This window comes from Hydrogenophaga sp. H7, from assembly GCF_002025745.1.
Taxonomy (GTDB): Bacteria; Pseudomonadota; Gammaproteobacteria; order Burkholderiales; family Burkholderiaceae_C; genus Hydrogenophaga; species Hydrogenophaga pseudoflava.
Genome location: NZ_MCIC01000018.1, coordinates 46,190 through 71,802 on the forward strand (window position 1 = coordinate 46,190; position 25,613 = coordinate 71,802).

At 68.8% G+C, this 25,613-nt stretch carries 21 protein-coding genes and 1 pseudogene; 16 read left to right on the forward strand and 6 right to left on the reverse strand.

The genetic code is table 11. The features are described 5' to 3' along the window. Nucleotides 1-72: 72 nt before the first annotated feature. Nucleotides 73-420 carry a helix-turn-helix domain-containing protein gene (locus BC358_RS17890; RefSeq protein WP_066150278.1) on the forward strand — a complete coding sequence of 116 codons (348 nt, stop codon included), beginning with the start codon at nt 73-75 and terminating at the stop codon, nt 418-420. A gap of 7 nt (nt 421-427) precedes the next feature. Here the strand turns inward: BC358_RS17890 and BC358_RS17895 are convergent, their stop codons facing one another. Continuing rightward, nucleotides 428-1,273, reverse strand: coding sequence for a fumarylacetoacetate hydrolase family protein (locus BC358_RS17895; protein ID WP_066150274.1), 846 nt, complete (start codon nt 1,271-1,273; stop codon nt 428-430). A gap of 135 nt (nt 1,274-1,408) precedes the next feature. Between BC358_RS17895 and grpE the strand changes: the two genes are divergently transcribed. From grpE to BC358_RS17915, 4 genes are all read left to right on the forward strand, one after another. Beyond that, nucleotides 1,409-1,957: a nucleotide exchange factor GrpE gene (gene grpE, locus BC358_RS17900; protein WP_079366882.1), complete on the forward strand. Its 549-nt coding sequence runs from the start codon at nt 1,409-1,411 to the stop codon at nt 1,955-1,957. A 128-nt stretch (nt 1,958-2,085) separates the two neighbouring features. Further along, nucleotides 2,086-4,032, forward strand: a complete 1,947-nt coding sequence (gene dnaK, locus BC358_RS17905; protein WP_079366883.1) for a molecular chaperone DnaK — start codon at nt 2,086-2,088, stop codon at nt 4,030-4,032. Nucleotides 4,033-4,118: 86 nt separating this feature from the next. Beyond that, nucleotides 4,119-5,255, forward strand: coding sequence for a molecular chaperone DnaJ (gene dnaJ / locus BC358_RS17910; RefSeq protein ID WP_079367110.1), 1,137 nt, complete (start codon nt 4,119-4,121; stop codon nt 5,253-5,255). Nucleotides 5,256-5,296: 41 nt separating this feature from the next. Continuing rightward, nucleotides 5,297-5,557, forward strand: coding sequence for a hypothetical protein (locus BC358_RS17915; protein WP_143434359.1), 261 nt, complete (start codon nt 5,297-5,299; stop codon nt 5,555-5,557). On the opposite strand, the gene BC358_RS17920 is transcribed toward BC358_RS17915, so the two are convergent. Genes BC358_RS17920 through BC358_RS17930 form a run of 3 tightly spaced genes read right to left on the reverse strand, consistent with a single transcriptional unit; the run spans nt 5,544 to nt 8,532 of the window. Continuing rightward, on the reverse strand, nt 5,544-6,518 hold the full coding sequence (locus BC358_RS17920; protein WP_079366885.1) for a tripartite tricarboxylate transporter substrate binding protein: 975 nt from the start codon (nt 6,516-6,518) through the stop codon (nt 5,544-5,546). The genes BC358_RS17915 and BC358_RS17920 overlap by 14 nt on opposite strands. 44 nt (nt 6,519-6,562) lie before the next feature. Continuing rightward, a complete protein-coding gene (locus BC358_RS17925) occupies nt 6,563-7,822 on the reverse strand; it encodes an alkyl sulfatase dimerization domain-containing protein (RefSeq protein WP_079366886.1) in 1,260 nt (419 codons plus the stop codon). After that, a complete protein-coding gene (locus tag BC358_RS17930; protein ID WP_066150258.1) occupies nt 7,819-8,532 on the reverse strand; it encodes a TetR/AcrR family transcriptional regulator in 714 nt (237 codons plus the stop codon). The genes BC358_RS17925 and BC358_RS17930 overlap by 4 nt, the downstream gene beginning before the upstream one ends. An 83-nt stretch (nt 8,533-8,615) precedes the next feature. On the opposite strand from BC358_RS17930, the gene BC358_RS17935 reads away from it, so the two are divergent. From BC358_RS17935 to BC358_RS17950, 4 genes are all read left to right on the forward strand, one after another. After that, nucleotides 8,616-10,766, forward strand: coding sequence for an acetate--CoA ligase family protein (locus BC358_RS17935; RefSeq protein ID WP_079366887.1), 2,151 nt, complete (start codon nt 8,616-8,618; stop codon nt 10,764-10,766). Then, entirely contained in the window at nt 10,763-12,121 is a 1,359-nt protein-coding gene (locus BC358_RS17940) for a DUF1254 domain-containing protein (protein ID WP_079366888.1), read from the forward strand. Before BC358_RS17935 ends, BC358_RS17940 begins: the two co-directional genes overlap by 4 nt. Then, on the forward strand, nt 12,118-13,485 hold the full coding sequence (locus BC358_RS17945) for a DUF1254 domain-containing protein (protein ID WP_079366889.1): 1,368 nt from the start codon (nt 12,118-12,120) through the stop codon (nt 13,483-13,485). The genes BC358_RS17940 and BC358_RS17945 overlap by 4 nt, the downstream gene beginning before the upstream one ends. Nucleotides 13,486-13,552: 67 nt before the next feature. Further along, on the forward strand, nt 13,553-14,692 hold the full coding sequence (locus tag BC358_RS17950; protein WP_079367111.1) for an FAD-binding oxidoreductase: 1,140 nt from the start codon (nt 13,553-13,555) through the stop codon (nt 14,690-14,692). Between the two features lie 3 nt (nt 14,693-14,695). Here the strand turns inward: BC358_RS17950 and BC358_RS21980 are convergent, their stop codons facing one another. Further along, on the reverse strand, nt 14,696-15,298 hold the full coding sequence (locus tag BC358_RS21980; RefSeq protein WP_143434360.1) for an ankyrin repeat domain-containing protein: 603 nt from the start codon (nt 15,296-15,298) through the stop codon (nt 14,696-14,698). 159 nt (nt 15,299-15,457) lie between these two features. Between BC358_RS21980 and BC358_RS17960 the strand changes: the two genes are divergently transcribed. From BC358_RS17960 to pdeM, 5 genes are read left to right on the forward strand one after another with little or no spacing between them, the layout of a single operon-like run. Beyond that, entirely contained in the window at nt 15,458-16,516 is a 1,059-nt protein-coding gene (locus BC358_RS17960; protein ID WP_079367112.1) for a ligase-associated DNA damage response exonuclease, read from the forward strand. Continuing rightward, the gene (locus tag BC358_RS17965) at nt 16,513-18,168 is read left to right on the forward strand and encodes an ATP-dependent DNA ligase (protein WP_079366891.1); all 1,656 of its coding nucleotides are present in this window, start codon (nt 16,513-16,515) and stop codon (nt 18,166-18,168) included. The genes BC358_RS17960 and BC358_RS17965 overlap by 4 nt, the downstream gene beginning before the upstream one ends. Nucleotides 18,169-18,191: 23 nt before the next feature. Beyond that, the gene (locus BC358_RS17970) at nt 18,192-20,750 is read left to right on the forward strand and encodes a ligase-associated DNA damage response DEXH box helicase (protein ID WP_079367113.1); all 2,559 of its coding nucleotides are present in this window, start codon (nt 18,192-18,194) and stop codon (nt 20,748-20,750) included. Between the two features lie 60 nt (nt 20,751-20,810). After that, nucleotides 20,811-21,434 carry a glutathione S-transferase family protein gene (locus BC358_RS17975; RefSeq protein ID WP_079366892.1) on the forward strand — a complete coding sequence of 208 codons (624 nt, stop codon included), beginning with the start codon at nt 20,811-20,813 and terminating at the stop codon, nt 21,432-21,434. Then, nucleotides 21,412-22,092 carry a ligase-associated DNA damage response endonuclease PdeM gene (gene pdeM, locus BC358_RS17980; protein ID WP_079366893.1) on the forward strand — a complete coding sequence of 227 codons (681 nt, stop codon included), beginning with the start codon at nt 21,412-21,414 and terminating at the stop codon, nt 22,090-22,092. Before BC358_RS17975 ends, pdeM begins: the two co-directional genes overlap by 23 nt. A 546-nt stretch (nt 22,093-22,638) precedes the next feature. Here pdeM and BC358_RS17985 read toward each other — a convergent pair. Continuing rightward, a complete protein-coding gene (locus tag BC358_RS17985; RefSeq protein WP_079366894.1) occupies nt 22,639-23,328 on the reverse strand; it encodes a hypothetical protein in 690 nt (229 codons plus the stop codon). A gap of 211 nt (nt 23,329-23,539) precedes the next feature. Here BC358_RS17985 and BC358_RS17990 point away from each other — a divergent pair, with 211 nt between their 5' ends. Beyond that, nucleotides 23,540-24,277, forward strand: coding sequence for an ABC transporter ATP-binding protein (locus BC358_RS17990; protein WP_079366895.1), 738 nt, complete (start codon nt 23,540-23,542; stop codon nt 24,275-24,277). A gap of 712 nt (nt 24,278-24,989) precedes the next feature. Then, nucleotides 24,990-25,376: pseudogene (locus BC358_RS22505) on the forward strand (FtsX-like permease family protein); the annotation flags it as partial. Between the last annotated feature and the right edge of the window lie 237 nt (nt 25,377-25,613).

The window sequence follows — 25,613 nt, forward strand, 5'->3', positions numbered from 1 at the left end:
TAGCGAACTGCTAGCGCCCGCCGTATAGTGGTTTCAAGCCTCGACGCAGAAGGCTGGTCCAGGAGACAAACCATGAGTGCCAAAGACCATGCGGCGGTCATTCAGCTGTTCGACCTGCTCGAGTCGCGCTACGCGATGCGTGTGATCTGGGCCTTGAGCGACGGGCATCCGCAGACCTTCCGCCTGCTCCAAGACAGCATCGGTGGCGTCACCCCCAACACGCTCAACACCCGTCTGAAGGAACTGCGGGCCGCCCGACTGGTGGACCACACCGGCGACGGCTACCGCCTCACCCACCAGGGCGCCGACCTGGCACGCCGCATGGTCGACGTGCAGCAGTTCGCCGGCCGCTGGGCCCATCAGCAGGCCCGCGCGGCGATGGCGGTTTCCACCCCAACGGCCGCCGCGCACGCCCCCTGAAACCGGGTCAAGGCGTCGGCACGACCTTCTGCCGCTGCTGGCCCAGTCCCCGTCCGCCCAGCGTCACCACATCGCCCACCTTGAGGAACACCGGCGGCTTCTGGCCCATGCCCACGCCGGGCGGCGTGCCGGTGGGGATCACATCGCCCGGCTGCAGCGCCATGAAGCGGCTGAGGTAGCTCACGATCTGGGCCACGCCGAAGATCATGGTCCGGGTGTTGCCGGTCTGGCGTCGCACACCGTTCACGTCCAGCCAGAGGTCCACGTCCTGCGGGTCGCCCAGTTCGTCGGGCGTGACCAGCCAGGGGCCGACCGGGCAGTGCGTGGGGTAGCTCTTGCCCTTGGTCCACTGGCCCTCGTACTCGGTCTGGTAGGCGCGCTCCGAGACATCGTTGACCAGGCAGAAGCCGGCCACGTGCTGCAGCGCGTCTGCTTCGCTGACATGAAAGGCACGCTCGCCGATCACGATGCCCAGTTCCACCTCCCAGTCCATCTTCTGCGAGCCGGGCGGCAGCCAGATGTCGTCGTCCGGGCCGCTGATGGCGCCGTTGTGCTTGTTGAACACGATGGGCTGGCCGGGCACCTTCATGCCAGACTCGGCCGCGTGGTCGGAATAGTTCAGGCCGATGCAGACCACATTGCCCACGCCGCCCACACAGGCGCCGATGCGCCGGCCCTCGGCCACCAGCGGCAGCGTGGACGGGTCTAGCGCGTGCAGCCGGGCCATAGAATCACGCCCCAGCACGGTGCCGGCGATGTCCGGCACCACGCCCGAGAGGTCGCGCAGCCCGCCGCGGGCATCGATCAGACCGGGTTTCTCGGCGCCCAGCGGGCCATGGCGAAAGAGTTTCATGACAGGGTTCCGTGCAAAAAGCCCCGATTCTCACCGCCATCGCGTGTTTCTGGATGTCACCTCTTGAACGGGCCGGCGGCGCCCCCACCTACCGCACACGGCGATCTACGCCCTTGATTTACTTGAACTTTTGACATGACCCAAGCCCAGAACCCCGCTGAAAATGCCCCGCAGAGCACCGAAGAAGCCCTGGCCGCCGCCGCGGTGGCAGAAGCCGACGCACTGGCCGCCCTGACCAACGAGGTCGCCGAGCTGAAGGCCAAGAACGCCGAGCTGGCCGAGCAGTTCCTGCGCGCCAAGGCCGAGGCCCAGAACACCATGCGCCGCGCCGAGGAAGAAATGGCCAAGGCCCGCAAGTTCGCGGTGGAGAGCTTCGCCGAGGGCCTGCTGCCGGTGCTCGACAGCTTCGAAGCCGGTCTGGCCATCCAGGAAGCGACACTGGAGCAGATGCGCGAGGGCTCGGAAGCCACGCTGCGGCAGCTGCGCAGCGCCCTGGAGCGCCACAAGGTGGTGGCGATTGCGCCCGAGGTCGGCGCCAGGTTCGACCCCACCCAGCACCAGGCCATCAGTCTGGTGCCGGCCGACCAGCCCACCAACACCGTGGTGACCGTGCTGCAGAAGGGCTATCTGATCGCCGAGCGCGTGCTGCGCCCCGCCCTGGTCACGGTCGCGGCCCCCAAATAAAGAACCGCGGACGGAGAAGAAAACCGGCGTTCAGGACTTGAAAAGCCCACCGGTTATCCACACCTCCTCCACAACGGGTCCACACCCACCCCACACACTTATTCAAACTTTCGAAAACGGAGCAGAACATGGGAAAAATCATCGGCATCGACCTGGGCACCACCAACAGCTGCGTGTCCATCATGGAAGGCAACACCACCAAGGTGATCGAGAACTCGGAAGGTGCGCGCACCACGCCGTCGATCGTGGCCTACCAGGAAGACGGTGAAGTGCTGGTCGGCGCCTCGGCCAAGCGCCAGGCCGTGACCAACCCCAAGAACACGCTCTACGCCATCAAGCGCCTGATCGGCCGCAAGTTCACCGAGAAGGAAGTGCAGAAGGACATCGACCTGATGCCCTACTCCATCGTGGCCGCAGACAACGGCGACGCCTGGGTGGAAGTGCGCGGCAAGAAGATCTCGGCCCAGCAGGTCAGTGCCGACATCCTGCGCAAGATGAAGAAGACCGCCGAGGACTACCTGGGCGAGCCCGTGACCGAAGCCGTCATCACCGTGCCGGCCTATTTCAACGACGCCCAGCGCCAGGCCACCAAGGACGCCGGCCGCATCGCCGGTCTGGAAGTCAAGCGCATCATCAACGAGCCCACCGCTGCGGCCCTGGCCTTCGGCCTGGACAAGCAGGAAAAGGGCGACCGCAAGATCGCCGTGTACGACCTGGGCGGTGGCACCTTCGACGTGTCCATCATCGAGATCGCCGACGTCGACGGTGAAAAGCAGTTCGAAGTGCTGTCCACCAACGGCGACACCTTCCTGGGCGGCGAAGACTTCGACCAGCGCATCATCGACTTCATCATCGGCGAGTTCAAGAAGGAACAAGGCGTCGACCTGTCCAAGGACGTGCTGGCCCTGCAGCGCCTGAAGGAAGCCGCCGAAAAGGCCAAGATCGAGCTGTCCAGCTCGGCCGCGACCGACATCAACCTGCCCTACATCACGGCCGACGCCTCGGGTCCGAAGCACCTGAACATCAAGCTGACCCGCGCCAAGCTGGAAGCCCTGGTGGAAGAGCTGATCGAGCGCACGATTGCGCCCTGCCGCACCGCCATCAAGGACGCCGGCATCAGCGTGGGCGACATCCACGACGTGATCCTGGTCGGCGGCATGACCCGCATGCCCAAGGTGCAGGAGAAGGTCAAGGAGTTCTTCGGCAAGGACCCGCGCAAGGACGTGAACCCCGACGAGGCCGTGGCCGTGGGCGCCGCCATCCAGGGCCAGGTGCTCTCGGGTGACCGCAAGGACGTGCTGCTGCTGGACGTGACCCCGCTGTCGCTGGGCATCGAGACCATGGGCGGCGTCATGACCAAGATGATCGCCAAGAACACCACGATCCCGACCAAGTTCTCGCAGGTCTTCTCGACCGCCGAGGACAACCAGCCGGCCGTGACCATCAAGGTGTTCCAGGGTGAGCGCGAAATCGCTTCCGGCAACAAGCTGCTGGGCGAGTTCAACCTCGAAGGCATCCCCAGCGCACCGCGTGGCATGCCGCAGATCGAAGTGACCTTCGACATCGACGCCAACGGCATCCTGCACGTCGGCGCCAAGGACAAGGGCACCGGCAAGGAAAACAAGATCACCATCAAGGCGAACTCCGGCCTGTCCGAGGCCGAGATCCAGCAGATGGTGAAGGACGCCGAACTCAACGCCGCCGAAGACCACAAGAAGGTCGAACTGGTGCAGGCTCGCAACCAGGCCGAGGCCTCGGTGCACAGCGTCAAGAAGAGCCTGGGCGAACACGGCGACAAGCTCGAAGCATCTGAAAAGAGCGCCATCGAGGACGCGATCAAGGCCCTGGAAGAAGCCGCCAAGGGCGACGACAAGGCCGCCATCGAAGCCAAGACCGAGGCCCTGATGACCGCCAGCCAGAAGCTGGGCGAGAAGGTGTACGCCGCCTCGCAGGCCGAAGCCGCCGCCGCGGCGGGTGCCGCCGGTGGGGCCGAACAGGCCAGCGCCGGTGCCTCGTCCAGCGCCAAGGACGACGACATCGTCGACGCCGAAGTCAAGGAAGTGAAGAAGGGCTGATCGGCCGCCCCGCCGATTGACCGTTACCGCCGCGTCGGGGCAACCTGGCGCGGCGTTTGTGCTCAACAGAACCCCGATTGACCACCATGGCCAAACGCGACTTTTACGAAGTGCTGGGCGTGCCCAAGAACGCTTCGGACGACGAGATCAAGAAGGCGTATCGCAAGCTGGCGATGAAGTACCACCCGGACCGCAACCAGGGTGATGCCGCCAAGGGCGCCGAAGAGAAGTTCAAGGAGGCCAAAGAGGCCTACGAGATGCTGTCGGACCCGCAGAAGAAGGCGGCCTACGACCAGTACGGCCACGCCGGCGTGGACCCCAACATGCGCGGCCCGGGCGGCCCCGGTGCGGAAGGTTTTGCCGGCTTCGGCGAGGCCTTCGGCGACATCTTCGGTGACATCTTCGGCGGCGCCCGCCGCGGCGGTGGCGGCCGGCAGGTGTACCGCGGCGCGGACCTGTCCTACGCAATGGAGATCACGCTGGAAGAAGCGGCCAGCGGCAAGGAAACGCAGATCCGCATTCCCAGCTGGGACGACTGCGAGACCTGCAAGGGCACCGGCGCCAAACCGGGCACCAGCGTCAAGACCTGCAGCACCTGCCATGGCCAGGGCGTCGTGCAGATGCGCCAGGGCTTCTTCAGCGTGCAGCAGACCTGTCCGCACTGCCACGGCAGCGGCAAGATCATCCCCGAGCCCTGCACCGCCTGCAGCGGCCAGGGCAAGATCAAGAAGCAGAAGACGCTGGAGATCAAGATCCCCGCCGGCATCGACGACGGCCAGCGCATCCGCTCCAGCGGCAACGGCGAACCGGGCCAGAACGGCGGCCCGGCTGGCGACCTCTACATCGAGATCCGGCTGCGCAAGCACGACATCTTCGAACGCGAGGGCGACGACCTGCACTGCCAGGTGCCGGTGAGCATGACCACCGCCGCACTCGGCGGCGAGATCGACGTGCCCACGCTGCAAGGCAAGGCCACCATCGACCTGCCCGAAGGCACGCAGAGCGGCAAGACCTTCCGCCTGCGCGGCAAGGGCGTCAAGGGCGTGCGCAGCAGCTACCCGGGCGACCTGTACTGCCACGTGGCGGTGGAGACGCCGGTGAAATTGACCGAACACCAGCGCAAGCTGCTGAAGGAACTCGACGAGTCGTTCAAGAAGGGCGGCCACAAGCACAGCCCGAACGACAAGGGCTGGTTCGAGAAAGCGAAGGACTTCTTCAGCTGATATTTCGCGCTGAAGGGTTCAGAAATGCAAAGGGGCGACGGGTGACCGTCGCCCCTTTTTCATGGCACTTCGACATGGCGGTCGAGTCGATCATGCGCTGCGCCTTGGCGCGGTCGCCATTGGTGGTGATCAGTCAAAGGCGCTGGGCGCTCATCTGCGCCTTGAGCGTGCCGGGGAAGCTGAACCAGTCGATCGGCGCGACGAAGACGAGGTCGGTGCAGGCCAGGAACCACTTCGCTACGCTGCACGGCCTGGATGATGCAGCCCCCTCCTTCCTGGCTGCGCGCCTCAATCCACTTTGATGTTGCCTCTGCGCACGATGTCGCCCCACTCCTTCACGTCGTTGCGCACCGTGGCCCCGAACTCTTCAGGCGTCTTGACGGGCCAGTCGCTCAGACCCGCCTTGCTCAGGGTTTCGCGCATTTCGGGCAGTTGCAGGACGCGGTGCACCTCGGCGTTGATGGCATTGACGATGGCCGGCGGCGTGCCAGCGGGCGCGAACATGCCATACCAAGAGGCCAGGTCGAACTTGACGCCCTGCTCGGTCATGGTCTTGATCTCGGGCATGGTGGACAGGCGGTTCGGTCCGCTGATGGCCAGCGCCTTGATCTTGCCCGCCTGGATCAGCGGCAACGCTGAGGCCGTGGCGGAAAACGCCACCTGGATGACACCACCGGCCAGGTCGGTGTTGGCGGCGGCCGACGACTTGTACGGCACGTGGCGGATTTTCACGCCTGTCTGCTGCTTGAGCGCCTCCATGCTGAGGTGGCCCCCCGAGCCGTTGCCCCACGAACCGTAGGCCAGCTCGTCTTCAGGTTTGGCCTTCACGTAGGCGATGAACTCCTTGAGGTCCTTGACCGGCATGGACGCGGGCACGACGAGGAAGTTGCCACCCGAACCGATCTGCACGATGGGCGCGAAGTCCTTGGCGCCGTCATAGCCGGTCTTGGGGTAGAGGCTCTGGTTGACCACCTGCGCCGCCGTGTACGAGAACAGCAGGGTGTACCCATCGGCCGGCTGCTTGGCCACGTATTCGGTGCCGATCATGCCGTTGGCACCCGCCCGGTTGTCGACCACGAAGGGTTGGCCGAACTTGCGGCTGAGCGCGTCGGTGAAGATGCGGGCGGTGATGTCGGTGCCGCTGCCGGCTGCGCCGGGCACCACCACTTTCACGGGCTTGGTGGGCCATTGTTGTGCGAGCGCGCTGCCGGACCAGGCCAGCGGCAACGAGACGGCCAGGGAGGCCACGATGGACTTGAACATGTTTGTCTCCTTTTTGGGGTGGGTGTGATGGGCGAACAGGGAAGTCAATGAATGCCGAAGCGGGCCTGCTGCCCTTTTTCGAGCAGGTCCGCGCAACCGTGGTAGAGGCTCTTGGACACATAGCTGCGCACATCGCTGGCCCGCCGGCGCAGCCAGTGCGCCTTCAACTGCCGGGCGGTGTGCACATCAGGGTCGTCGACATCGAGCAGCGCCAGCAGGTCGACGACGTGCAGTGCCAGCTGCCACTCGGACCGGTCGGCCAGGCGCCGGGCCTCGGCCAGGACCGCGGGTTTGTCGGTGAGGGCCCGCGCCAGCGCGGCCGACACCGCCGACGGCGCCGCGGGGTGCAGCTGGGTCGGGTTGCGGTCCCACCAGCCATTCTCGGAACGGTAGACGTCGCGCACGATCCAGTGCGGGTCGCCATAGGTGGGTTGCATCCAGGGCTGAGCGAACAGGTCGGCTGGAAAGCGCACGGCCTCCAGGATCTCTCGCTCGCCCAGGCCCTGGTTCATCAGCCGCACCACCTCGTCGCGCACCCAGCGCAGGGCGCGCGCGGTGTCCAGCAGCACGCGCTGCACCTCCTGTTCGCCCTCAATGCAGGGACCGAATTCGCGCACCACGCGCTGTGGCCGCAGGTGCGCCAGGCGCTCCAGCGTGCCGGCCCAGCGCACCGTGTCGCGCTGCGTGCGAAAGGGCGTGCCCAGATTGGGAATCGAGTCGATCACTGCCGGCCCGCCGTACAGCACCCGTTCGGCCGGGCACCAGAGCGCCACCGCGTCGTCGGTTTCCGACGGGCTCCAGATCAGCACCACGTGGCGGCCGTTCAGGTCCCCGAGCACGAGCACCGTATCGAACACTTCAGCCGGGTCGTGCACCGGGAACTTGCCGGTCATGGTGCCGGGCTCGCGGCGGAACTGCAGTTCGGCCATGCGTTCCTGCAGCGCCATGGTCTCGCGGTAGCGCGCAGCGCGCCGTGGCAGATTGGCATGGGCGATCACGCGCGGCGGCGCGTCGCCACGCTGCCGCGCGTGTTCCAGCCACAGCGGCAGGCCGCTGTTGTAGCCGATGTGCCCGTGCGAGAAGCAGATGGCATGCACCGGCCGATCGGACACAGTCCGGAGCGAATCGATCATGCCCCTGGTGACCTTTCCGCCAGGGCCGCTGTCGATCACCACCAGCCCGGCGTCGATCTCTGCGACGAAGGTGTTGCCCTGACCACGCACGATCCACAGGCCGGGAGCCACCGCGTCGACGCCTTCGCCCGTGATCAGAAACGCATCGCTTGTGGAAGGCTTGGTGTTCATGTCGGTTCTCCGGAGGGGGCTTTCATGCCGGCGACGAGGAACTCGATGGTGTGTCGCACCAGAGCGTCGTAGCGGCGGCGCGTGGGTGATGTCACAGGTCCGTGGTCGCTGATCCAGCGCGCCAGCGTGAACACGATTTCGTTGCTGATCAGCCGCATGCGGTCATGGAAGGTGCGCTCGGGCAGATCCGGCAGTGCCGCGCGCAGCAGCCGGGCAATGCGCGTGTGGCCGCTCAGATAGATCGGGTCGACGATGTCGTAGGGGTTCAGCCGGGGACTGAAAGTGGCCTGTGCCGCCACCCGCACGTAGTCCGCACCCCAGGGCTGGTCGCGCACGGTGCTGGCGAGTGCGTCCAGCGACTCGCGCACCAGCGCCTCCACATCGCCAGCACGCCCGGCGGCTTCAAGCGCGTCCAGCCGCGCATGACGGTCCTCGTTGATGAACCATAGACGCCTGGCCAGCAACAGGGCTATGAGCTGTTCGCGGCTGCCGAAGTGGTAGCGGGCGGCAGAGAGGTTTCGCTGCCCGCTGGCCGCGACGATCTCCCGCAGAGACACCTGCTCGATGCCTTTTTCCGCAAACAGCGGCTCGGCCACGTCGAGCATGTGGCGAGCCGTCGCCGACAGCTGTGCGTCGGGCGATTCGGTCGCACGCTGGATGGTGACCTGGCTGACGCGTTTGCGACTGAGAGTGGTGCTGGTGTTTGACATTTGTGCAATCCGGCTGTTTTAATTCGCTCGAATTACTTTAGTTCAGTCACATTAAATTGACAAGAGCAACGGACAGGAGACACATGAGCGACAAACCCCAGAACGACACCGGCCAGCGGCTGCAGACGCTCTCGGCCATCTTTGCCCCCCGCTCGGTCGCGGTGGTCGGTGCCTCCGACACGGTGAGCAAGATCGGTGGCATCCCGGTCGATTTCATGAAGCGCTTTGGCTACGCTGGCCGGGTGCTGCCGGTCAACCCGAAACAGACCACGGTGCAGGGCCTGCCGGCCTTCCCCTCGCTGCAGGCCATTGGCGAGCCGGTGGACCTGGCCATCTTCGCCATCCCTGCCTCGCTCTCGCGCGCCGCGCTGGAAGACGCTGTGGCCGCTGGCGTCAAGGGCGTGGTGATGTTCACCTCGGGCTTTGCCGAGACTGGCGACGACGGAGCGGGCCAGCAGGCCGAGCTCACTGCCATCGCCCGCCGTGGCGGCGTGCGCCTGCTGGGTCCGAACTGCCTGGGTTTCATGAACGTGGGCGAACAGCTCTACGCCACCTTCTCGCCGGCACCGGCCAGCGGCCAGGTGCGGCACGGGCCGATCGGCCTGGTCAGCCAGTCGGGTGCATTCGGTGCCTATGCCTACGCGCTGGCGCGCGAGCGCGGCATCGGCCTGTCGCACTGGATCACCACCGGCAACGAGGCGGACATCGACTTCGCCGACTGCGTGGAGTGGCTGGCGCACGACCCGCAGACGCGGGTGATCATGGGCTACATGGAGGGCTGCCGCAACGGCCCACGACTGCGCCAGGCACTGGCCGCAGCACAGGCCGCGCGCAAGCCGGTGGTCATCGTCAAGGTTGGCCGCACGGAGGCGGGCGCCAAGGCAGCCGCCTCGCACACCGCGGCGCTGGCGGGCAACGACGCCGTCTACGACGCGGTGTTCCGCGAATACGGCGTGCACCGCGCCAAAGACATCACCGAGTTTTTCGGCGTTGCCGCAGCCGCGGCGATCGGCGGTCTGCCGCGCGATGCGTCCTTGGGCCTGTTCACCGTCTCGGGGGGCGTCGGCGTGCTGATGGCCGACGAGGCCAGCCAGGCCGGGCTCGACCTGAGGCCGATGCCTGACACGGCCCAGGCCACCATCCGCGAGTGGGTGCCGTTCGCTGCGCCCACCAACCCGGTCGACATCACGGGCCAGGTCACCAACGATGCCACGCTGATCGAACGCACCGCGCGCCTGATGCTGGACCAGGGTGGCTACGCGAGCTGGATCGGCTTCCTGGCCGCCGCCGGCACCGCCGAACGCTTCTGGCCTGTGCTGGAGTCGCTGGTCACGAACCTGCGCAGAGACTACCCCGACAAGCTGCTGGCCCTGAGCACCCTGCTCACACCCGATCGCCGGCAGGCCCTGGAGGCCCTGGGCTGCATGGTGTTCAGCGAACCCACCGAGGCCGTGCGCACCGTGTCCGCGCTGGCGCGCCTGGCCCAGCGCCTGGACGCCCCGGTGGCGCCTGCCGATGCGCCGGCGCCACCGCTCAGCCTGCCGGCGCGGGCGCTGAACGAGCCCGAGTCGCTGGCCGCGCTGGCACAGGCCGGCCTGCGCGTGGTGCCGCACGCCCTGGTGCACAGCGCCGACGAAGCCGTGGCCGCGGCCGGGCGAATGGGCTCGGCGGTGGTGCTCAAGATCGTGTCGGCCGACATCCTGCACAAGTCCGATGCGGGTGGCGTGGTGCTCAACCTGCAAGGCGCCGAGGCCGTGCGCGACGGGTATGCCCGCCTGATGGCGGCCGTGCACCAGAACGTCCCCCAAGCAAGGCTGGACGGCGTGCTCGTCGCGCCCATGGTCGACCGCCACGGCACCGAATGCCTGCTGGGCGTCCAGCGCGACCCGGTGTTCGGCCCGATGGTCATGTTCGGCCTGGGCGGCGTGTTCGTCGAAACCCTGCACGACGTGGTGCTGCGCCCGGCGCCGGTGGGACTGGACCAGGCGCACGAGATGATCCGGGCCACCAAGGCACACGCCCTGCTGACCGGCGCCCGCGGCCGTGAGCCGGCCGACCTGGACCTGCTGGCACGGCAGATCGTGGCGCTGTCGCGCTTTGCCGTGGCCTGCGGCGACACGCTGGACAGCGTGGACATCAACCCCTTCATGGCCCTGCCCGCCTCGCGCGGCGGTGGCTGCGCGGTCGACGCTGTCGTGATCGGCCGCACTCCCGAGCCAAAGGACGCCGCATGAACCCGCCCACCACAAGCACCCGCCACGCCCTGGGCCAGGCCATCGGCCTGACCGCCTTCGTCTGGGGATATCCGCTGGTGGAAAGCCTGCGCACCTGTCGCCTGCAGACCTTGACCGGCAACGGTGAGCACGCCAGCTGGCGCTCCGAAATCGACCAGTTGCAGCACGTGCGCCGGGTGTCCACCGACGCCGACCGCGACGTGGTCACGCCCGCCAACGACCTGCTCTACACCACCGGCTGGATCAACCTGGCCAATGGCCCGCGCCTGCTGCACGTGCCCGCCGCCGCCCGTCATCCGGGCCGCTACTTCGTGCTGGCGCTGTACGACGCCTGGACCAACAACTTCGACAACCCGGGCCTGCGCAACTGTGCGGCCGGGGGCGAGGCGATCTGGCTGGTCGGCCCGGACCACCCGGCCGACGCCTTGCCCGCCGACGGGCGTCGCGTGCTGCGTGCGCCCACCGACCTGGTGTGGCTGATCGCGCGGGTGCTCGCCGGTGCCGGAGACGATGTGATCGCCGCGCAGGCGCTGCAGGCCGAGATCCGGCTGGAACTGCCCGAGGGGACGCGCAGCGGCGCGCGCCCCGGTGTGGTGGACCACTGGAGCGGCCCACCGGAAGACACCATGGCCGCATGGATGGCCCGGCCCGACGACCTCGACAGCTTCGGCCCGCACTTCTTCAACAACCTGTGCCATGGCCTGGCCAGCCAGAAGGTGCCCGAGTCCGACACTGGCCTGGCCCGCTGGATCGCGAGCCAGGGCCTCATGCCCGACCTGTCCTTCGACTTCTTCCAGCTCGACGAAGCACTGCGCGCCGGGCTGCTGCAGGGGCTGTGCGACGGTGCCGCACTGTTGCTGGAAGGCTCGCGCAGCCGCAAGGCCCGGCCCTGGGCGACCCATTTCGGCCTGGGCCGCTATGGTTGCGACTATCTGGTCAGGGCCCTCACCGCCTACAAGGGGCTGGGCGCCCTGGCCGCGGACGAAGCGGTCTACGCCATGGGCGACTTCGATGCCGCCAGGGCGCCGCTGCAGGGCGGTCGGCGCTACCGGCTGCGCTTCGAGCCCGGCGAGCTCCCGCCGGTCGACGCATTCTGGTCGGTCACGCTGTACGACGCCGACCGTTTTCTGTACCCGAACGCCCTCGGCCGCCATTCCATCGGCGACCGCACGCCCGACCTGGTGCACGACGCCGACGGCGGCCTGACGCTGGCCATCTCTCACGAGCCCCCCGCAGACCAGCGCAACTGGCTGCCCGCCCCCGCCGGCCAGTTCTACCTGGTGCTGCGCATGTACCTGCCGCGCCCCGAAGTGCGCAGCTGGACCATTCCCCCCCTGCTAGCGGAGTCTGCATGAACGCCCGACACGAGTACCTCTACACCCAGGCCGTGCAGGCCCTGGTCTACGCCTGGCCGCTGTACGAGATGCAGCGCATGCGCTCCGCCACCTCACCGCGCAAGCTGGCCGGCCATGGCTTCGCAGGCGAGAGCCCCGACAGCAGCCTGCGCTGGTGCAACGCCTTTGTGCACGAACGCGAACTGCTCACCGTCGGTCGCAGCCGCGTCGTGATGCCCAACAACGACACGCTCTACACCAACGCCTGGCTGGACCTGTCGGCCGGCCCGCTGGTGCTGGACATGCCCGACATGGGCACGCGCTACCACGTGCTGGGCATGCTGGACTTCTTCACCAACCCTTTCGGCCACCCCGGCACCCGCACCCTGGGCAACGGCGGTGGCGCCGTGCTGGTCACGCCCCCTGGCTGGCAGGGCGGCTTGCCCGAGGCCTTCCAGGCGCCGGGGCGGCACATCGAGGCGCCCACACCCTGGGTCTGGGTCATCGGGCGCCTGCTGATCGACGGCGCCCACGAACTGGACCAGGTGCATGCGCTGCAGGACGGGTTCGGCATCCGCAGCCTGGCCGACTGGCAGGCCGGCCGCCCCGGCGCTCCACGCCGTTTCGATGCCCGCCACGACCCGCGCGCGCCCTTCGCCCCCCAGCGCTTCCTGGCCATGGCCAACGACGCCCTGCGCGAGAACCCGCCACCTGCTGGCGACAGCGCCCTGCTCACCGGCCTGCGCGCGGTGGGCCTGGGAGCCGATGACGCCACCGTGGCACAGATGTGGGCCGACCCCGCCATGGTCGAGGTGTGGCGCCGCGCCGCCGACACGGTGCAGGCCCTGCTGGACCACCGCGCCGACGCGCTGGGCCAGCACACCCCGGCCACCGGCTGGAGCCGCTCCATGATGTCCCTCACCGGCGGCTTCGGCCACGACCACCTGCTGCGTGCCTTCGTGGCACGCCAGGGCATCGGCGCCCTCTCGCCACATGAGGCGATCTACCCCCGCTGCGAAACCGACAGCACCGGCCGCATGCTCGACGGCGCCCAGCGCTACCGCCTGCGATTCGCACCCGGGCAGTTGCCGCCGGTCAACGCCTTCTGGTCGATCACCCTGTACAGCACGCGCGACTTCATGCTGGTCGACAACCCCATCGCGCGCCACGCCATCGGCGACCGCACACCCGGTCTGCAGCACGATGCCGACGGCGGCCTGACCCTGCACATCCAGCACGCCCCACCCCTGGACGAAACGGCCCGGGCCAACTGGCTGCCCGCGCCGGCCGACGGCTTCTTCCTCTGCCTGCGGGCCTACCTGCCGCGCGCAGAGATGCTGGACGGGCGCTACGTGCTGCCAGCCCCTGAGCCGGTCCGGGACTGAAGAAACGGCGTCCTCGGCACGCCCCGACCGGTCGCCACGGGTGGCGGCGGGCCGTACCATGGACGGCATGAACGCTTCATCCACCGACTTCCTCATCCTCGGCGCCGGCATCGCAGGTGCCTCCATCGGCCACTTCCTGACGCCGCACGGCCGCTGCGTCATGCTCGAACGCGAGAGCCAGCCGGGTTACCACAGCACCGGGCGCTCGGCCGCGCAGTTCATCGCCAGCTACGGGCCGCCGCAGGTGCGGGCGCTCTCGCGCGCCAGCGAGCCCTTTTTCCTGAACCCGCCACCGGGTTTTGCCGAGGCACCGCTGCTCACGCCGCGCGGGCTGCTGACGGTGGCCGGGCCGGACGAGATGCACCACCTGGACGAGGCCTGGGCCACCCTGCAGCAGACCAGCCCGCGCGGTGTCCGACTGAGCGCCGAGGAGGCGCTGGCCAGGGTGCCGGCGCTGCGGCCGGAGAAGGTGAGCGCGGCGATCTACGAACCCGACAGCTTCGACATGGACGTGCACGCCATCCACCAGGGCTACCTGCGCGGCTTCCGGCGCGCGGGCGGCACGCTGGTTTGCGATGCCGAGGTGGTGGCCATCGAGCGCCGCGACGGGCTGTGGCGGGTGCGCACGGCGGCGGGTGCCGAACACGCGGCACCGGTGCTCATCAACGCCGCAGGGGCCTGGTGCGATGCGGTGGCGCAGCTGGCGGGCGTGGCGCCCATCGGCCTGGTGCCCAAACGCCGCACCGCCTTCACCTTCCTGCCACCGGCCGGTACCGACACGGCGCGCTGGCCGCTGCTCCTGGCGGCGGACGAGAGCTTCTACATGAAACCCGACGCGGGCGCCCTGCTCGCCTCACCGGTGAACGAAGACCCGACGCACCCGCAGGACGTGCAGCCCGAAGAGCTGGACATCGCGCTGGGCCTGCACGCGCTGGAGACCTGGACCACGCTCACCCCGCGCCCCACCCACACCTGGGCCGGGTTGCGCTCCTTCGTGGCCGACGGCGAGCTGGTGGGCGGGTTCGACGCGACCGCGCCAGGCTTCTTCTGGTGCGCCGCGCAGGGTGGCTACGGCATCCAGACCAGTGCCGCCATGGGCGAGGCCTGCGCGGCACTGGTGCGCGGGCTGCCGCTGCCGGCGCACATCAGCGCCTGCGGGCTGACGGCGGCCATGCTGTCGCCCGCGCGGGCGACGCTGAAGGGCTGAGAATCAGGTGCTGAACCACCAGAGGACCAGCAGGGCCAGCCCCATGAGCTGGTGCAGACGGACCGCCCAGCGCACCGGGCTCGCCGCGACAGCCGCGCTCCGCGTGAGTGAACGCGCCCACAGGCCGATCAGGCCCGACACGGCGTACACCACCGACCAGGCGAACCAGTAGACCCCCAGGCCCATGCAGCCGAAGCTCTCGCAGTGCATGCGCAGGCCGTAGACCACGCCGACCACCAGCGCGACGAACAAGGCCCCGTACACCGCCGCTGCGGCAAGCGCCAGCGTTTCCGATGGCCTGGCTTCCGTCTCGACCGCGGCACCGGCAGGCGGCCGGGGCACGCCCATCGCGTACAGCTTCTCCTCCACCGCCACCAGCCCCATCTGCTGCGCGGCCTGCAGCGGCGTGGCGGCGTCGAACTCGGACGGCAGGGCCGGGTTGGCCCCATGGTCCAGCAGGTACAGGGCCACCGCCTCCTGCCCCGCCAGAATCGCGGCCACCAGCGGCGTGGACAGGAACTCTGGGTGGGCGTAGTTCACGTCGACGCCCGACTTCACATGGTGTTCCACCAGCGCCAGATCGCCCGCGCAACCGGCGTTGAACATCTCTTTCCAGTCACCTCCAGACATACGTCCCCTCTTGTTCGACGGTGGTCGCCCGCAACTTGCGACCGACGCGCAGTCTGACAGAGAGCCGACCACCCTGGGGTTTCTGCAGAAACCGAAGGGGCAATGCAGGGCGCCTGCGGCACACTGGCGTGCGCCATGGCCGCCACCCACACCGCCACCGCTCCCGACCTCATCGTCGCCCGTCCCGAAGGCCTGTACTGCCCGGCCGGCGACTTCTTCATCGACCCCTGGCGGCCGGTGGAACGGGCCGTGATCACGCACGGCCATTCGGACCACGCGCGCTGGGGCCATGCGCACTACCTGGCGCACACGCACAGCGCCGGCACGCTGCGCCAGCGGCTGGGGGCCGACATCCACCTGCAGACGCTGGAGTACGACGAGGTGATCGAACACAACGGCGTGCGCCTGTCGCTGCACCCGGCCGGCCATGTGCTGGGCTCGGCCCAGGTGCGGCTGGAGCATGGCGGGCGCGTGTGGGTCGCCTCGGGCGACTACAAGACCGAGGCCGACGGCACCTGCGCGCCTTTCGAGCCCGTGCGCTGCGACACCTTCATCACCGAATCGACTTTTGGCCTGCCCATCTACCGCTGGCCCACGCAGGCGGTGCTGTTCGACGAGATCAACGCCTGGTGGCGGCGCAACGCCGACGAGGGCCGCGCCTCGGTGCTGCTCTGTTACGCCTTCGGCAAGGCGCAGCGGCTGCTGCACGGGGTGGACGCCAGCATCGGCCCCATCGTCGTGCACGGCGCGGTGGAGCCATTGAACGCGGTGTACCGCGCGGCCGGCGTCGAACTGCCGCCCACGCACCGTGTGACCGAACTCGACAAGACCGCGCTGCAGCGCGCGCTGGTGCTCGCCCCGCCCTCGGCCCAGGGCACGCCGTGGATGAAGCGCTTCGGCGCCGACGCGGTGGACGCGTTTGCCAGCGGCTGGATGCTGGTGCGCGGCACGCGGCGGCGGCGTGGCGTGGACCGCGGTTTCGTCATGTCCGACCACGCCGACTGGCCGGGGCTGATGAGCGCCATCAAAGCGACCGGCGCGGAGCACATCCGCGTGACGCACGGCAGCGTGCCGGTGCTGGTGCGCTGGCTGACCGAGCAGGGGCTGGACGCACAGGCCTTCGAGACCGAGTACGGCGACGAGGATGCGGCGGACAAGGCTGCGCCGGAGGCGCCCACGGAGCCAGCGGCATGAAGCGTTTCGCCGCCCTCTACCGCGAGCTGGACGCCAGCACCGCCACGCGCGAGAAGCAGGCCGCGCTGCAGCGTTACTTTTCAGAAGCACCGGCCGAAGACGCGGCCTGGGCGGTGTACTTCCTGGCCGGCGGCAAACCGCGCCAGACTGTGCCCACGCGCGCGCTGCGCGAACTGGCGCAGGCGGCAGCGGGCCTGCCCGAATGGCTGTTCGAAGAGAGCTACCAGACCGTGGGCGACCTGGCCGAGACGGTGTCGTTGCTGCTGCCGGCGGCCACGGCGCCGGTGGACCGTGGTCTGGCCGAGTGGCTGACCCGGCACCTGCTGCCGCTGCGCGGACTGCCGCCAGACGCATTGAACGAGAAGCTGCGCGAGCAGTGGAACGTCCTGCCCGATGACCAGCGCTTCGTCTACTTCAAGCTCATCACCGGCGGCTTCCGCGTCGGCGTGTCCAAGCTCCAGGTCACACAGGCGCTGGCGGCCGTGGCGGGGGTCGACCCCAAACGGGTGGCCCAGCGGCTGATGGGCTACACGCACATCGGCGCGCAGCCGTCGGCCGCCGACTATGCGGCGCTGGTGGCGCCGGAGAGCACCGCCGAACAGCAGCCGCAGACCAGCGGCCAGCCCTACCCCTTCTTCCTGGCCCATCCGTTCAACGAAGCGCTGGACCGCTTCGACGAGCTGCTCGGCCCGCCGGCCGACTGGCAGGTGGAATGGAAGTGGGACGGCATCCGCGCGCAACTGGTGAGACGCGCGGGCCAGGTCTGGCTGTGGTCGCGCGGCGAGGAGCTGGTGACCGAGCGCTTTCCCGAACTCGCCGCGCTGGGCGACGCCCTGCCCGAGGGCACGGTACTCGACGGCGAGATCGTGGTGTGGAGAGAGAACAGACCGCAGCCCTTCGCCGACCTGCAGAAGCGCATCGGCCGCAAGACGCTGGGGCCGAAGATCCTGCGCGAACTGCCGGTGGCGCTGCTGGCCTACGACCTGCTTGAAGAAAGCGGGCAGGACCTGCGCGAGCAACCCCTGCACGCGCGCCGCGCGGCGCTGGACGCGCTGGTGCAGGACATGAACCACCCGCTGCTGATCGCCAGCCCGTTGCTGACCGGTGCCACCTGGACGGAACTTGCAACGCTGCGAGAGGAAGCCCGCGAACGCGGCACCGAAGGCTTCATGCTCAAGCAGCGCACCAGCGCCTACGGCGTGGGCCGCACCAAGGCCGCGGGCACCTGGTGGAAGTGGAAGATCGACCCCATGAGCGTGGACGCGGTGCTGATCTACGCCCAGCGCGGCCACGGCCGCCGCGCCAGCGTCTACAGCGACTACACCTTTGCATTGTGGAACGCGCCGCCGGGCACCGAAGGCCGGCAGCTGGTGCCTTTCGCCAAGGCCTACTCGGGCCTCTCCGACGCCGAGATGGCCAAGGTGGACGCCATCATCCGCGCCACCACCATCGAGAGCTTCGGCCCGGTGCGCAGCGTGCGGCCCACGCTCGTGTTTGAACTGGGTTTCGAAGGCATCGCACGCAGCCCGCGCCACAAAAGCGGCATCGCGGTGCGCTTCCCGCGCATGCTGCGCTGGCGCGAGGACAAACCCGTCGACGAGGCCGACACGCTGCAGACGCTGGCCGCGCTGTTGCCCGGGGGCGCCGCGTGAAAAAGCCCGACGCCGCCGCCTGGATGGCCGCGCGCGGCTGGTCGCCGTTTCCGTTTCAGCGCGAGGTGTGGGACGCGATGGCGCGTGGCGAGAGCGGCCTGCTGCACGCCACCACCGGCGCCGGCAAGACCTACGCCGTGTGGCTGGGCGCGCTGCAGGCACTGGCCGACACGGAGGCCAAGCGCACGCCGCCGCTGACCGTGGTCTGGCTCACGCCCATGCGCGCGCTGGCGGCCGACACGCTGCGGGCGCTCAAGGATCCCCTGCCCGACCTGGCGCCCGCGTGGACGGCCGGCGCCCGCAGCGGCGACACCAGCAGCAGCGAGCGCGCCAAGCAGGCCGAGCGCCTGCCCACGGTGCTGGTGACGACGCCCGAGAGCCTGAGCCTGCTGATCGCCCGCGCCGACGCGCCCGAGACCCTGGGCCGCACCGCCCTGGTGGTGGTGGACGAGTGGCACGAGTTGATGGGCAACAAGCGCGGCGTGCAGGCGCAACTGGCCATCGCGCGGCTGAGGCGGTGGAACCCGGCCCTGCGCATCTGGGGCATGTCGGCCACGCTGGGCAACCTGGATGAAGCCATGCACACCCTGCTCGGCCCGCAGGCCGCAGAGGCCGGCCGCATGGTGCGCGGCCAGACCCCCAAGCAACTGACGGTGGACACCCTGCTGCCGCCGCGCGTGGACCGTTTCCCCTGGGGTGGCCACCTGGGCCTGGCCATGCTGCCGTCGGTGGTGAACGAGATCGAGCGCAGCGGCAGCACGCTGGTGTTCACCAACACCCGCTCGCAGGCCGAGATCTGGTACCAGGCGCTGCTGGACGCCAAGCCCGAGTGGGCGGGGCTGATCGCGCTGCACCACGGTTCGCTGGACCGTGCGGTGCGCGAATGGGTGGAGGCCGGTCTGAAGGCCGGCGAACTGCGCGCCGTGGTCTGCACCAGCAGCCTGGACCTGGGCGTGGACTTCCTGCCGGTCGAGCGCGTGCTGCAGATCGGTTCGCCCAAGGGCGTTGCGCGGCTGCTGCAGCGCGCGGGCCGCTCGGGCCACGCGCCGGGCCGGCCTTCGCGCGTGAGCATCGTGCCCACGCACAGCCTGGAACTGGTGGAAGGCGCGGCCGCCCGCGCAGCGGTGACGGCCGGGCAGATCGAGGCGCGCGAGACGCCGAAGCAACCGCTGGACGTGCTGGTGCAGCACCTGGTCACGGTCGCGCTCGGCGGCGGCTTCACGCCCGACGCGCTGCTGGCCGAAATCCGCAGCACGGCCGCCTACGCCGAGCTGTCAGAAGACCACTGGCGCTGGTGCCTGGACTTCGTCTCGCAAGGCGGCCCCTCGCTCGCCGCGTATCCGGACTACCACCGCGTGGTGGCCGACGAACACGGCGTCTGGCGCGTGCCCGACGCGCGGCTCGCGCGGCGCCACCGCATGAACATCGGCACCATCGTGAGCGACGCGAGCATGTCGGTGCAATACGTCGGCGGCAGCAAGATCGGGAATGTGGAAGAGAGCTTTGCCGCGCGCCTGAAACCGGGTGACTGCTTTCTGTTCGCGGGCCGGCTGCTGGAGCTGGTGCGCGTCCACGACATGACGGCCTGGGTCAAGCGCGTGAAACCTGGCGACATGGGCCGCAAGCCCACCGTGCCGCGCTGGAACGGCGGCAAGATGCCGCTGTCGACCACGCTGGCCGACGCGGTGGTGGCGCAGCTGGCGCGCGTGCAGGCCGGCGACTTCGACGACCCCGAGCTGCAGGCCGCCCGGCCGCTGCTCGATTTGCAGGCGCAGTGGTCGGCCCTGCCCTCGCCCGACACGCTGCTCGCGGAAGTCATGCACTCGCGCGAAGGCACGCACCTCTTCCTCTACCCCTTCGCCGGCCGGCACGTGCACCTGGGCCTGGCCAACCTGATCGCCTGGCGCGTGGCGCAGCGCGCGCCCAACACCTTCTCCATCGCGGTCAACGACTACGGCTTCGAGCTGCTGAGCGCGACCGCGATCGACTGGCCATCGCTGCTGCCCGATCTGTTGAAAGAACAGACCGACGACGAAGCCTTGCTGAACGAAATCCTGCAGAGCCTGAACGCCAGCGAACTGGCGCAGCGGCGCTTCCGCGAGATCGCGCGCGTCTCGGGTCTGGTCTTCCAGGGCCACCCGGGCGAGAAGCGCAGCAGCCGGCAGCTGCAGGCGTCCAGCAGCCTGTTCTGGGAGGTGTTCCGCAAGTACGACCCTGGCAACCGCCTGCTGCAGCAGGCCGAAGCCGAGCTGCTGGCGCAGGAGCTGGAGATCGGCCGCCTGCGCGAGGCGCTGCGCCGCATGGCGCGGCAGGCGCTGGTGCTGAAGGATCTGGCGCGGCCCACACCGTTTGCCTTCCCGCTGATGGTCGAGCGCCTGCGCGAGAAGCTGAGCAACGAGAGCGTGGCCGACCGCATCGCGCGCATGCTGGCGCAGCTGGAGAAAGCTGCAGGCGGCCATGCGGACAGCGACCCGGAACAGGTGCGCGGCTCGCTGGCCTTCGGGCGCGAGGGCGCGCCGGACAAGCCCCCCGCGGCGGCGAAGCGGGCACGGCGGCCACACCGCCCCCGAAGACCGCTTTAGGCTGCAGACTCCAGGCCCAGCCGCCACAATCCAGCGCTCCACCCTCCACACCACGCGACCATGACCCTCATCGTCCACCACCTGAACAACTCCCGTTCGCAGCGCCTGCTGTGGATGCTCGAAGAGCTGGAACTGCCCTACGAGATCCGCTTCTACGAGCGCGACAAGGCGACCATGCTCGCGCCGCCCGAATTGAAGAAGGTGCACCCGCTGGGCAAGTCGCCGGTGCTGGAAGACGGCAAGCTCAAGCTGGTGGAGACCGGCGCCATCTGCGAGTACCTGGTCGACAAGACCGGCCAGCTCGGCCCCGCCAACCAGGGCGAGGGGCTGCTGCAGTACCGCCAGTTCATGCACTACGCCGAAGGCTCGCTCATGCCCAACCTGCTGCTCATGCTGGCCATGAGCAAGGTGCCGCTGATCGGCGGGATTGCGGTGAAAAAGGTGCAGCCCATGGTGGACGTGCACCTGGACTATGTGGAGCAGGTGCTGGCCTCACGCCCCTGGTTCGCCGGCAAGCAGATGACCGCGGCCGACATCATGATGAGCTTCCCGCTCGAAGCCGCCGTCGCGCGCGCCGGCCTCGGCCCCTCGCGCCCGGCCACCATGGCGTGGCTCAAGAAGATCCACGCGCGCCCGGCCTACCAAACGGCTCTGAAAAAAGGTGGCACCTACGACTACGCCTGACGGGCACGCCACCGTCCACTGGGCCGGTGAGGCGCTGCACCTGCTGCCCGCGCACGCGCTGTGGTGGCCGGCGGGCCAGGCGCTGTTCATCGCCGACCTGCACCTGGGCAAGGCCGCCAGCTACCGCGCGCTGGGCCAGCCCGTGCCCGGCGGCACCACGCGCGACAACCTCGCGCGGCTGAGCGAGCTCATCGCCTTGCACCGCCCCCAACGGCTGGTGTTCCTGGGCGACTTCCTGCACGCGGCCACCGGCCGCACGCCCCCGGTGCTCAAGGCCCTGCACGACTGGCGCGAACGCCACCGCAGCGTGGCGATGACCCTGGTGCGCGGCAACCACGACGACCGTGCGGGCGACCCGCCGCCCGAGGCGCGCATCGAGGTGGTGGACGAGCCCTGGCTGCTCGGCCCCTTCGCCTGCTGCCACCACCCACAAGCCCACCCCACCCACTTCGTGCTCGCCGGCCACCTGCACCCGGTCTGCCAACTCAGCGGCCCCGCGCGCGACGCGCTGCGCCTGCCCTGCTTCGTGAGCGAACCGGGCCAGGCCGTGCTGCCGGCGTTTGGGGCGTTCACTGGCGGGCATGCGCTGCCGGCTGCGCCGGGCAGGTGCTTTCATGCGATTGGCGGGCAGCGGGTGTGGGCTGTGCCGGGGGGATGACTGAACACCGCGCACAGCTGTAGCGATCGGATCTCTCGATGGGTGCAGGCGTGCAAGGAGCGCCCCAGGTGGCAGAAGGCCGTGGTCGCGCTGGCTCACAAGAGCGCTCGCATCCTCCGGGCGGAGATGATGCGCAGCCAGCGCTTTGATCCTCAGCACATCAACATCAAGCTCGGCACGATCGCGCCGCTTGAACACGTCGGTTTCCCTGCGGGACAAAACACAAGAGATGACCTAACAGGTCAGACCGGCAGCGCGCAAACTCTACTAAACATTAGTGCCCACGCCGCAAGTGAACCGCCTCGGGTCCCGAGGCGGTTCACAAGGCCCAAGGTCCACGCCAACGGATTGGAGCCGCGCTGAGCGGTTCGTGTCTGGGTCCGCAGTGCCCTCATCACCGCGACAAGGCCGTCCTTAGAGTGGCAGACCGTTCTCTGTCGGGCTATGCGTTGACGTCATCGAAGGTCTTAACCACATACACAGAAAACGCAGTCCAACACCGTTGACACGTTGGGAAGTCCCTGGAATGGGTGTCGGTCATCGGGCCTATGGCAATAGTTGGGCATTCCCAACGACCCAACCTAGCAGGGCGCCGGCGGTACGAACCAATTCGCGCGCGGCTTCAGGAGCAAGGGCCACACCGACCACGATGTTCGTAAGGGTTCCCATTGCAAGGGTGATCCAGTCCTTCCGGCCAAGTCTTGATGATGAATCGGCAAGATGCTCAAGACGCGCCTGAATGAACTGCAGATCCGATTGCGAGTGCTCTGCGCTGGACTTCAGGAAAGCGTGTATCTCGCCGACTGCAAGTCGTATTCTTTCCTGCTCGTTCAATGAGAATGGTGCGTTCTCAATGTCGTCGATTCTTGCGGCAACGAGCTTCTTGTCCTCCTTGGCCAAGACCCATAGATCTGGCTGCTCAACTTCGTTCTTAACAATTTCCAGCCAGCGTCTCAACTGATGTCTGACCTCCTCCCATGAGTCGACTTGGCCGCAGTCCAGTTCAGCGGCACGGTCCTCGCGAGGGGTGAATCGAGGGTTTGCCCGGCCTTCAAACCTATCAAACACGAAGTGAAAGCCCGTTGGACTATGGATTAGCTCCTCAACCGGAGAATCTCCGTTGTCGTGCCAGCGAGTGCTTGTCTTCGACCAGTCGAAGTCGAGGGGGTCAAAGCCGGCCTCCTTGATGACAGCAAATACGTGGTTCCGTTGGCTTCGGAGCAGCGCTGTATGCATAGTTAGAGTGGTGTTTGCGACGCCTAGTGGGATGTATCCAGCACATACCTGCGGGAAATTCTGGTCACGTCATTTCCCCGACAGCGCAATCAGATCAACCTGTTGCGCGTGAATACCTGTCATTTATACAGGTAGACAAACCCCGTAAAACCCGGGAGCCTCGTACATCCGGCACCTTGAACTTTGCCCCGCCCAGCCCCTCACACCGCCCATGCCCCACACCCACCTGATCGAGGCCGATGGCCTGTCCATGCAATACACCATCGGCACCCGCCAGGTGCAGGTGCTGCGCGACGTGAACCTGCGCGTCGCGGCTGGCACGAGCGTGGCCATTGCCGGGCCTTCGGGGTCGGGCAAGACCTCGCTGCTGCTCCTGCTCTCGGGACTGGAGCGGCCCGGTGCGGGGCGCATCCGCATCGACGGCACCGACCTGGGCCGCCTGAGCAGCGACGGGCTGGCCGACCTGCGGCGCGAGCGGGTGGGCATCGTCTTTCAGAGCTTTCACCTGCTGCCCAGCCTGAGCGCGCTGGACAACGCCGCCCTGCCGCTGCAGATGGCGGGGGCCAGCGGCGCGCGCGAGGCGGCGGCCGCGATGCTGCAGCGGGTGGGCCTGGGGGACCGGCTGCACCACCGGCCTTCGCAGCTGTCGGGCGGCGAGCAGCAGCGCGTGGCGATTGCGCGGGCGCTGGTTCACCGGCCGCGCCTGCTGCTGGCCGACGAGCCCACCGGCAACCTGGACGACCAGACGGCCGGGGCGGTGCGCGAGCTGATCTTCAGCCTCAACCGCGAGCTGGGCACGACCCTGGTGCTGGTGACGCACGACCTGGATTTCGCCGCTCGCTGCGACCGCGTGCTGCGCCTGCACGACGGGCAGCTGCATGAAACGCTGGAGGGGCGCGAAGCCCCGACCTCCCGCCAGCCGGAGGCGAGCAATGCCCTTTCTGCTTGACCTGGCCTGGCGCGACCTGCGCGCCAGCGGCCGGCGTCTCTGGATCTTTGTCGCCTGCCTGGTGCTGGGCGTCTCGCTGGTGGCGGCGGGCGGCGGCCTGTACCGCCAGGTGGCCGACGCGCTGCGCCACGACGCGCGGCTGATCTTCGGTGGCGACGTGGAGGTGGAGTCGCCCCAGCCGCTGCCGGCCGATGCGCTGGCCTGGATGCAGGCGCGCGGCACCGTCTCGCGCGTGATCGAGCTGCGCACCATGCTGCGTCTGGAGAGCGGCCGCGCGCAACTGATCGAGCTGCTGAGCGCCGACGCCGCCTACCCGCTGTACGGCGCGGTGGCGCTGCAGCCGGCGGGCACGCTGGCCGACACGCTGGCGCAACGGGACGGCCTGTGGGGCGCGGCGGTCGATGCCGCGCTGGCCACGCGCCTGGGCCTGAAGCCCGGTGACCGCATCGAGGTCGGCAACCTGTCGCTGACCGTGCGCGCGCTCACCATTCGCCAGCCCGACCGCAGCCTGCGCGCCGACTGGGGCGCGGCGCCGGTGCTGGTGGCCGAGGGCGCGCTCATGGCCACCGGCCTGGTGCAGCCGCTCAGCCGGGTGGAACACCACTACCGCGTGCGCACCACCGAGCCGGCCAACGCGTGGCGCGACCAGTTCATCGCCACCTTCCCCGCGCTGGATGCCGAGACGCGCAGCTTCGACGAGCGCAGCGACCGCATGGCCGAGGTGCTGGGCCAGATCGGCTCGGGCCTGCTGCTGATCGGTTTCTCGGCGCTGTTCATCGGCGGGCTGGGCGTGTTCAACAGCGTGCAGGCCTACCTGCAGGGCAAGCTGACCAGCCTGGCCACGCTGCGCGCGCTGGGCCTGCGCGACGGCCGGCTGGCCGCGTTTGTGTTGCTGCAGATCGGGCTGCTCGCGGTGCTGGCGAGCGCGGCGGGCGCGCTGCTGGGCATGGGCCTGGCGCTGGCCGGCGCGCAGCTGGCGGCCGACAAGCTGCCGGTGACGCTGCTGCTGCACAGCCTGTGGCCGCCCGCGCTGCTGGCGCTGGTGTTTGGCGTGCTGACCGCGCTGGCGTTCTCGCTGCCGGCACTGGGGCGGGCCTTGTCGGTGAGCCCGGCCGCGCTGTTTCGCGGCGTGGAGGGGCAGGTGCTGCATACGCCGCGCCGCGCGCGCTGGCTCACCGCCGCCGTGGCCGGCGCCACGCTGGCGCTGCTGGTGGCCACCCTGCCCGACCCGCGCTTTGGCCTGGCCTTCGTGCTGACCACGGCCGCTCTGCTGGGCGTGCTCGACCTCGCCACACGCGGCCTGCGCCGCGTGGCCGCGCGCCTGCAGCACCACCGG

What these genes read in the sequence shown, in the direction of transcription:
- BC358_RS17920 (WP_079366885.1), bottom strand. Translation starts at nt 6,518, where the DNA reads ATGTTCAAGTCCATCGTGGCCTCCCTGGCCGTCTCGTTGCCGCTGGCC.
- BC358_RS17940 (WP_079366888.1), top strand. Translation starts at nt 10,763, where the DNA reads ATGAACCCGCCCACCACAAGCACCCGCCACGCCCTGGGCCAGGCCATC.
- BC358_RS17930 (WP_066150258.1), bottom strand. Translation starts at nt 8,532, where the DNA reads ATGTCAAACACCAGCACCACTCTCAGTCGCAAACGCGTCAGCCAGGTC.
- BC358_RS17925 (WP_079366886.1), bottom strand. Translation starts at nt 7,822, where the DNA reads ATGAACACCAAGCCTTCCACAAGCGATGCGTTTCTGATCACGGGCGAA.
- dnaJ (WP_079367110.1), top strand. Translation starts at nt 4,119, where the DNA reads ATGGCCAAACGCGACTTTTACGAAGTGCTGGGCGTGCCCAAGAACGCT.
- BC358_RS17990 (WP_079366895.1), top strand. Translation starts at nt 23,540, where the DNA reads ATGCCCCACACCCACCTGATCGAGGCCGATGGCCTGTCCATGCAATAC.
- BC358_RS21980 (WP_143434360.1), bottom strand. Translation starts at nt 15,298, where the DNA reads ATGTTCAACGCCGGTTGCGCGGGCGATCTGGCGCTGGTGGAACACCAT.
- grpE (WP_079366882.1), top strand. Translation starts at nt 1,409, where the DNA reads ATGACCCAAGCCCAGAACCCCGCTGAAAATGCCCCGCAGAGCACCGAA.
- BC358_RS17960 (WP_079367112.1), top strand. Translation starts at nt 15,458, where the DNA reads ATGGCCGCCACCCACACCGCCACCGCTCCCGACCTCATCGTCGCCCGT.
- BC358_RS17935 (WP_079366887.1), top strand. Translation starts at nt 8,616, where the DNA reads ATGAGCGACAAACCCCAGAACGACACCGGCCAGCGGCTGCAGACGCTC.
- BC358_RS17945 (WP_079366889.1), top strand. Translation starts at nt 12,118, where the DNA reads ATGAACGCCCGACACGAGTACCTCTACACCCAGGCCGTGCAGGCCCTG.
- BC358_RS17890 (WP_066150278.1), top strand. Translation starts at nt 73, where the DNA reads ATGAGTGCCAAAGACCATGCGGCGGTCATTCAGCTGTTCGACCTGCTC.
- BC358_RS17895 (WP_066150274.1), bottom strand. Translation starts at nt 1,273, where the DNA reads ATGAAACTCTTTCGCCATGGCCCGCTGGGCGCCGAGAAACCCGGTCTG.
- BC358_RS17985 (WP_079366894.1), bottom strand. Translation starts at nt 23,328, where the DNA reads ATGCATACAGCGCTGCTCCGAAGCCAACGGAACCACGTATTTGCTGTC.
- BC358_RS17965 (WP_079366891.1), top strand. Translation starts at nt 16,513, where the DNA reads ATGAAGCGTTTCGCCGCCCTCTACCGCGAGCTGGACGCCAGCACCGCC.
- BC358_RS17950 (WP_079367111.1), top strand. Translation starts at nt 13,553, where the DNA reads ATGAACGCTTCATCCACCGACTTCCTCATCCTCGGCGCCGGCATCGCA.
- BC358_RS17975 (WP_079366892.1), top strand. Translation starts at nt 20,811, where the DNA reads ATGACCCTCATCGTCCACCACCTGAACAACTCCCGTTCGCAGCGCCTG.
- BC358_RS17970 (WP_079367113.1), top strand. Translation starts at nt 18,192, where the DNA reads ATGGCCGCGCGCGGCTGGTCGCCGTTTCCGTTTCAGCGCGAGGTGTGG.
- dnaK (WP_079366883.1), top strand. Translation starts at nt 2,086, where the DNA reads ATGGGAAAAATCATCGGCATCGACCTGGGCACCACCAACAGCTGCGTG.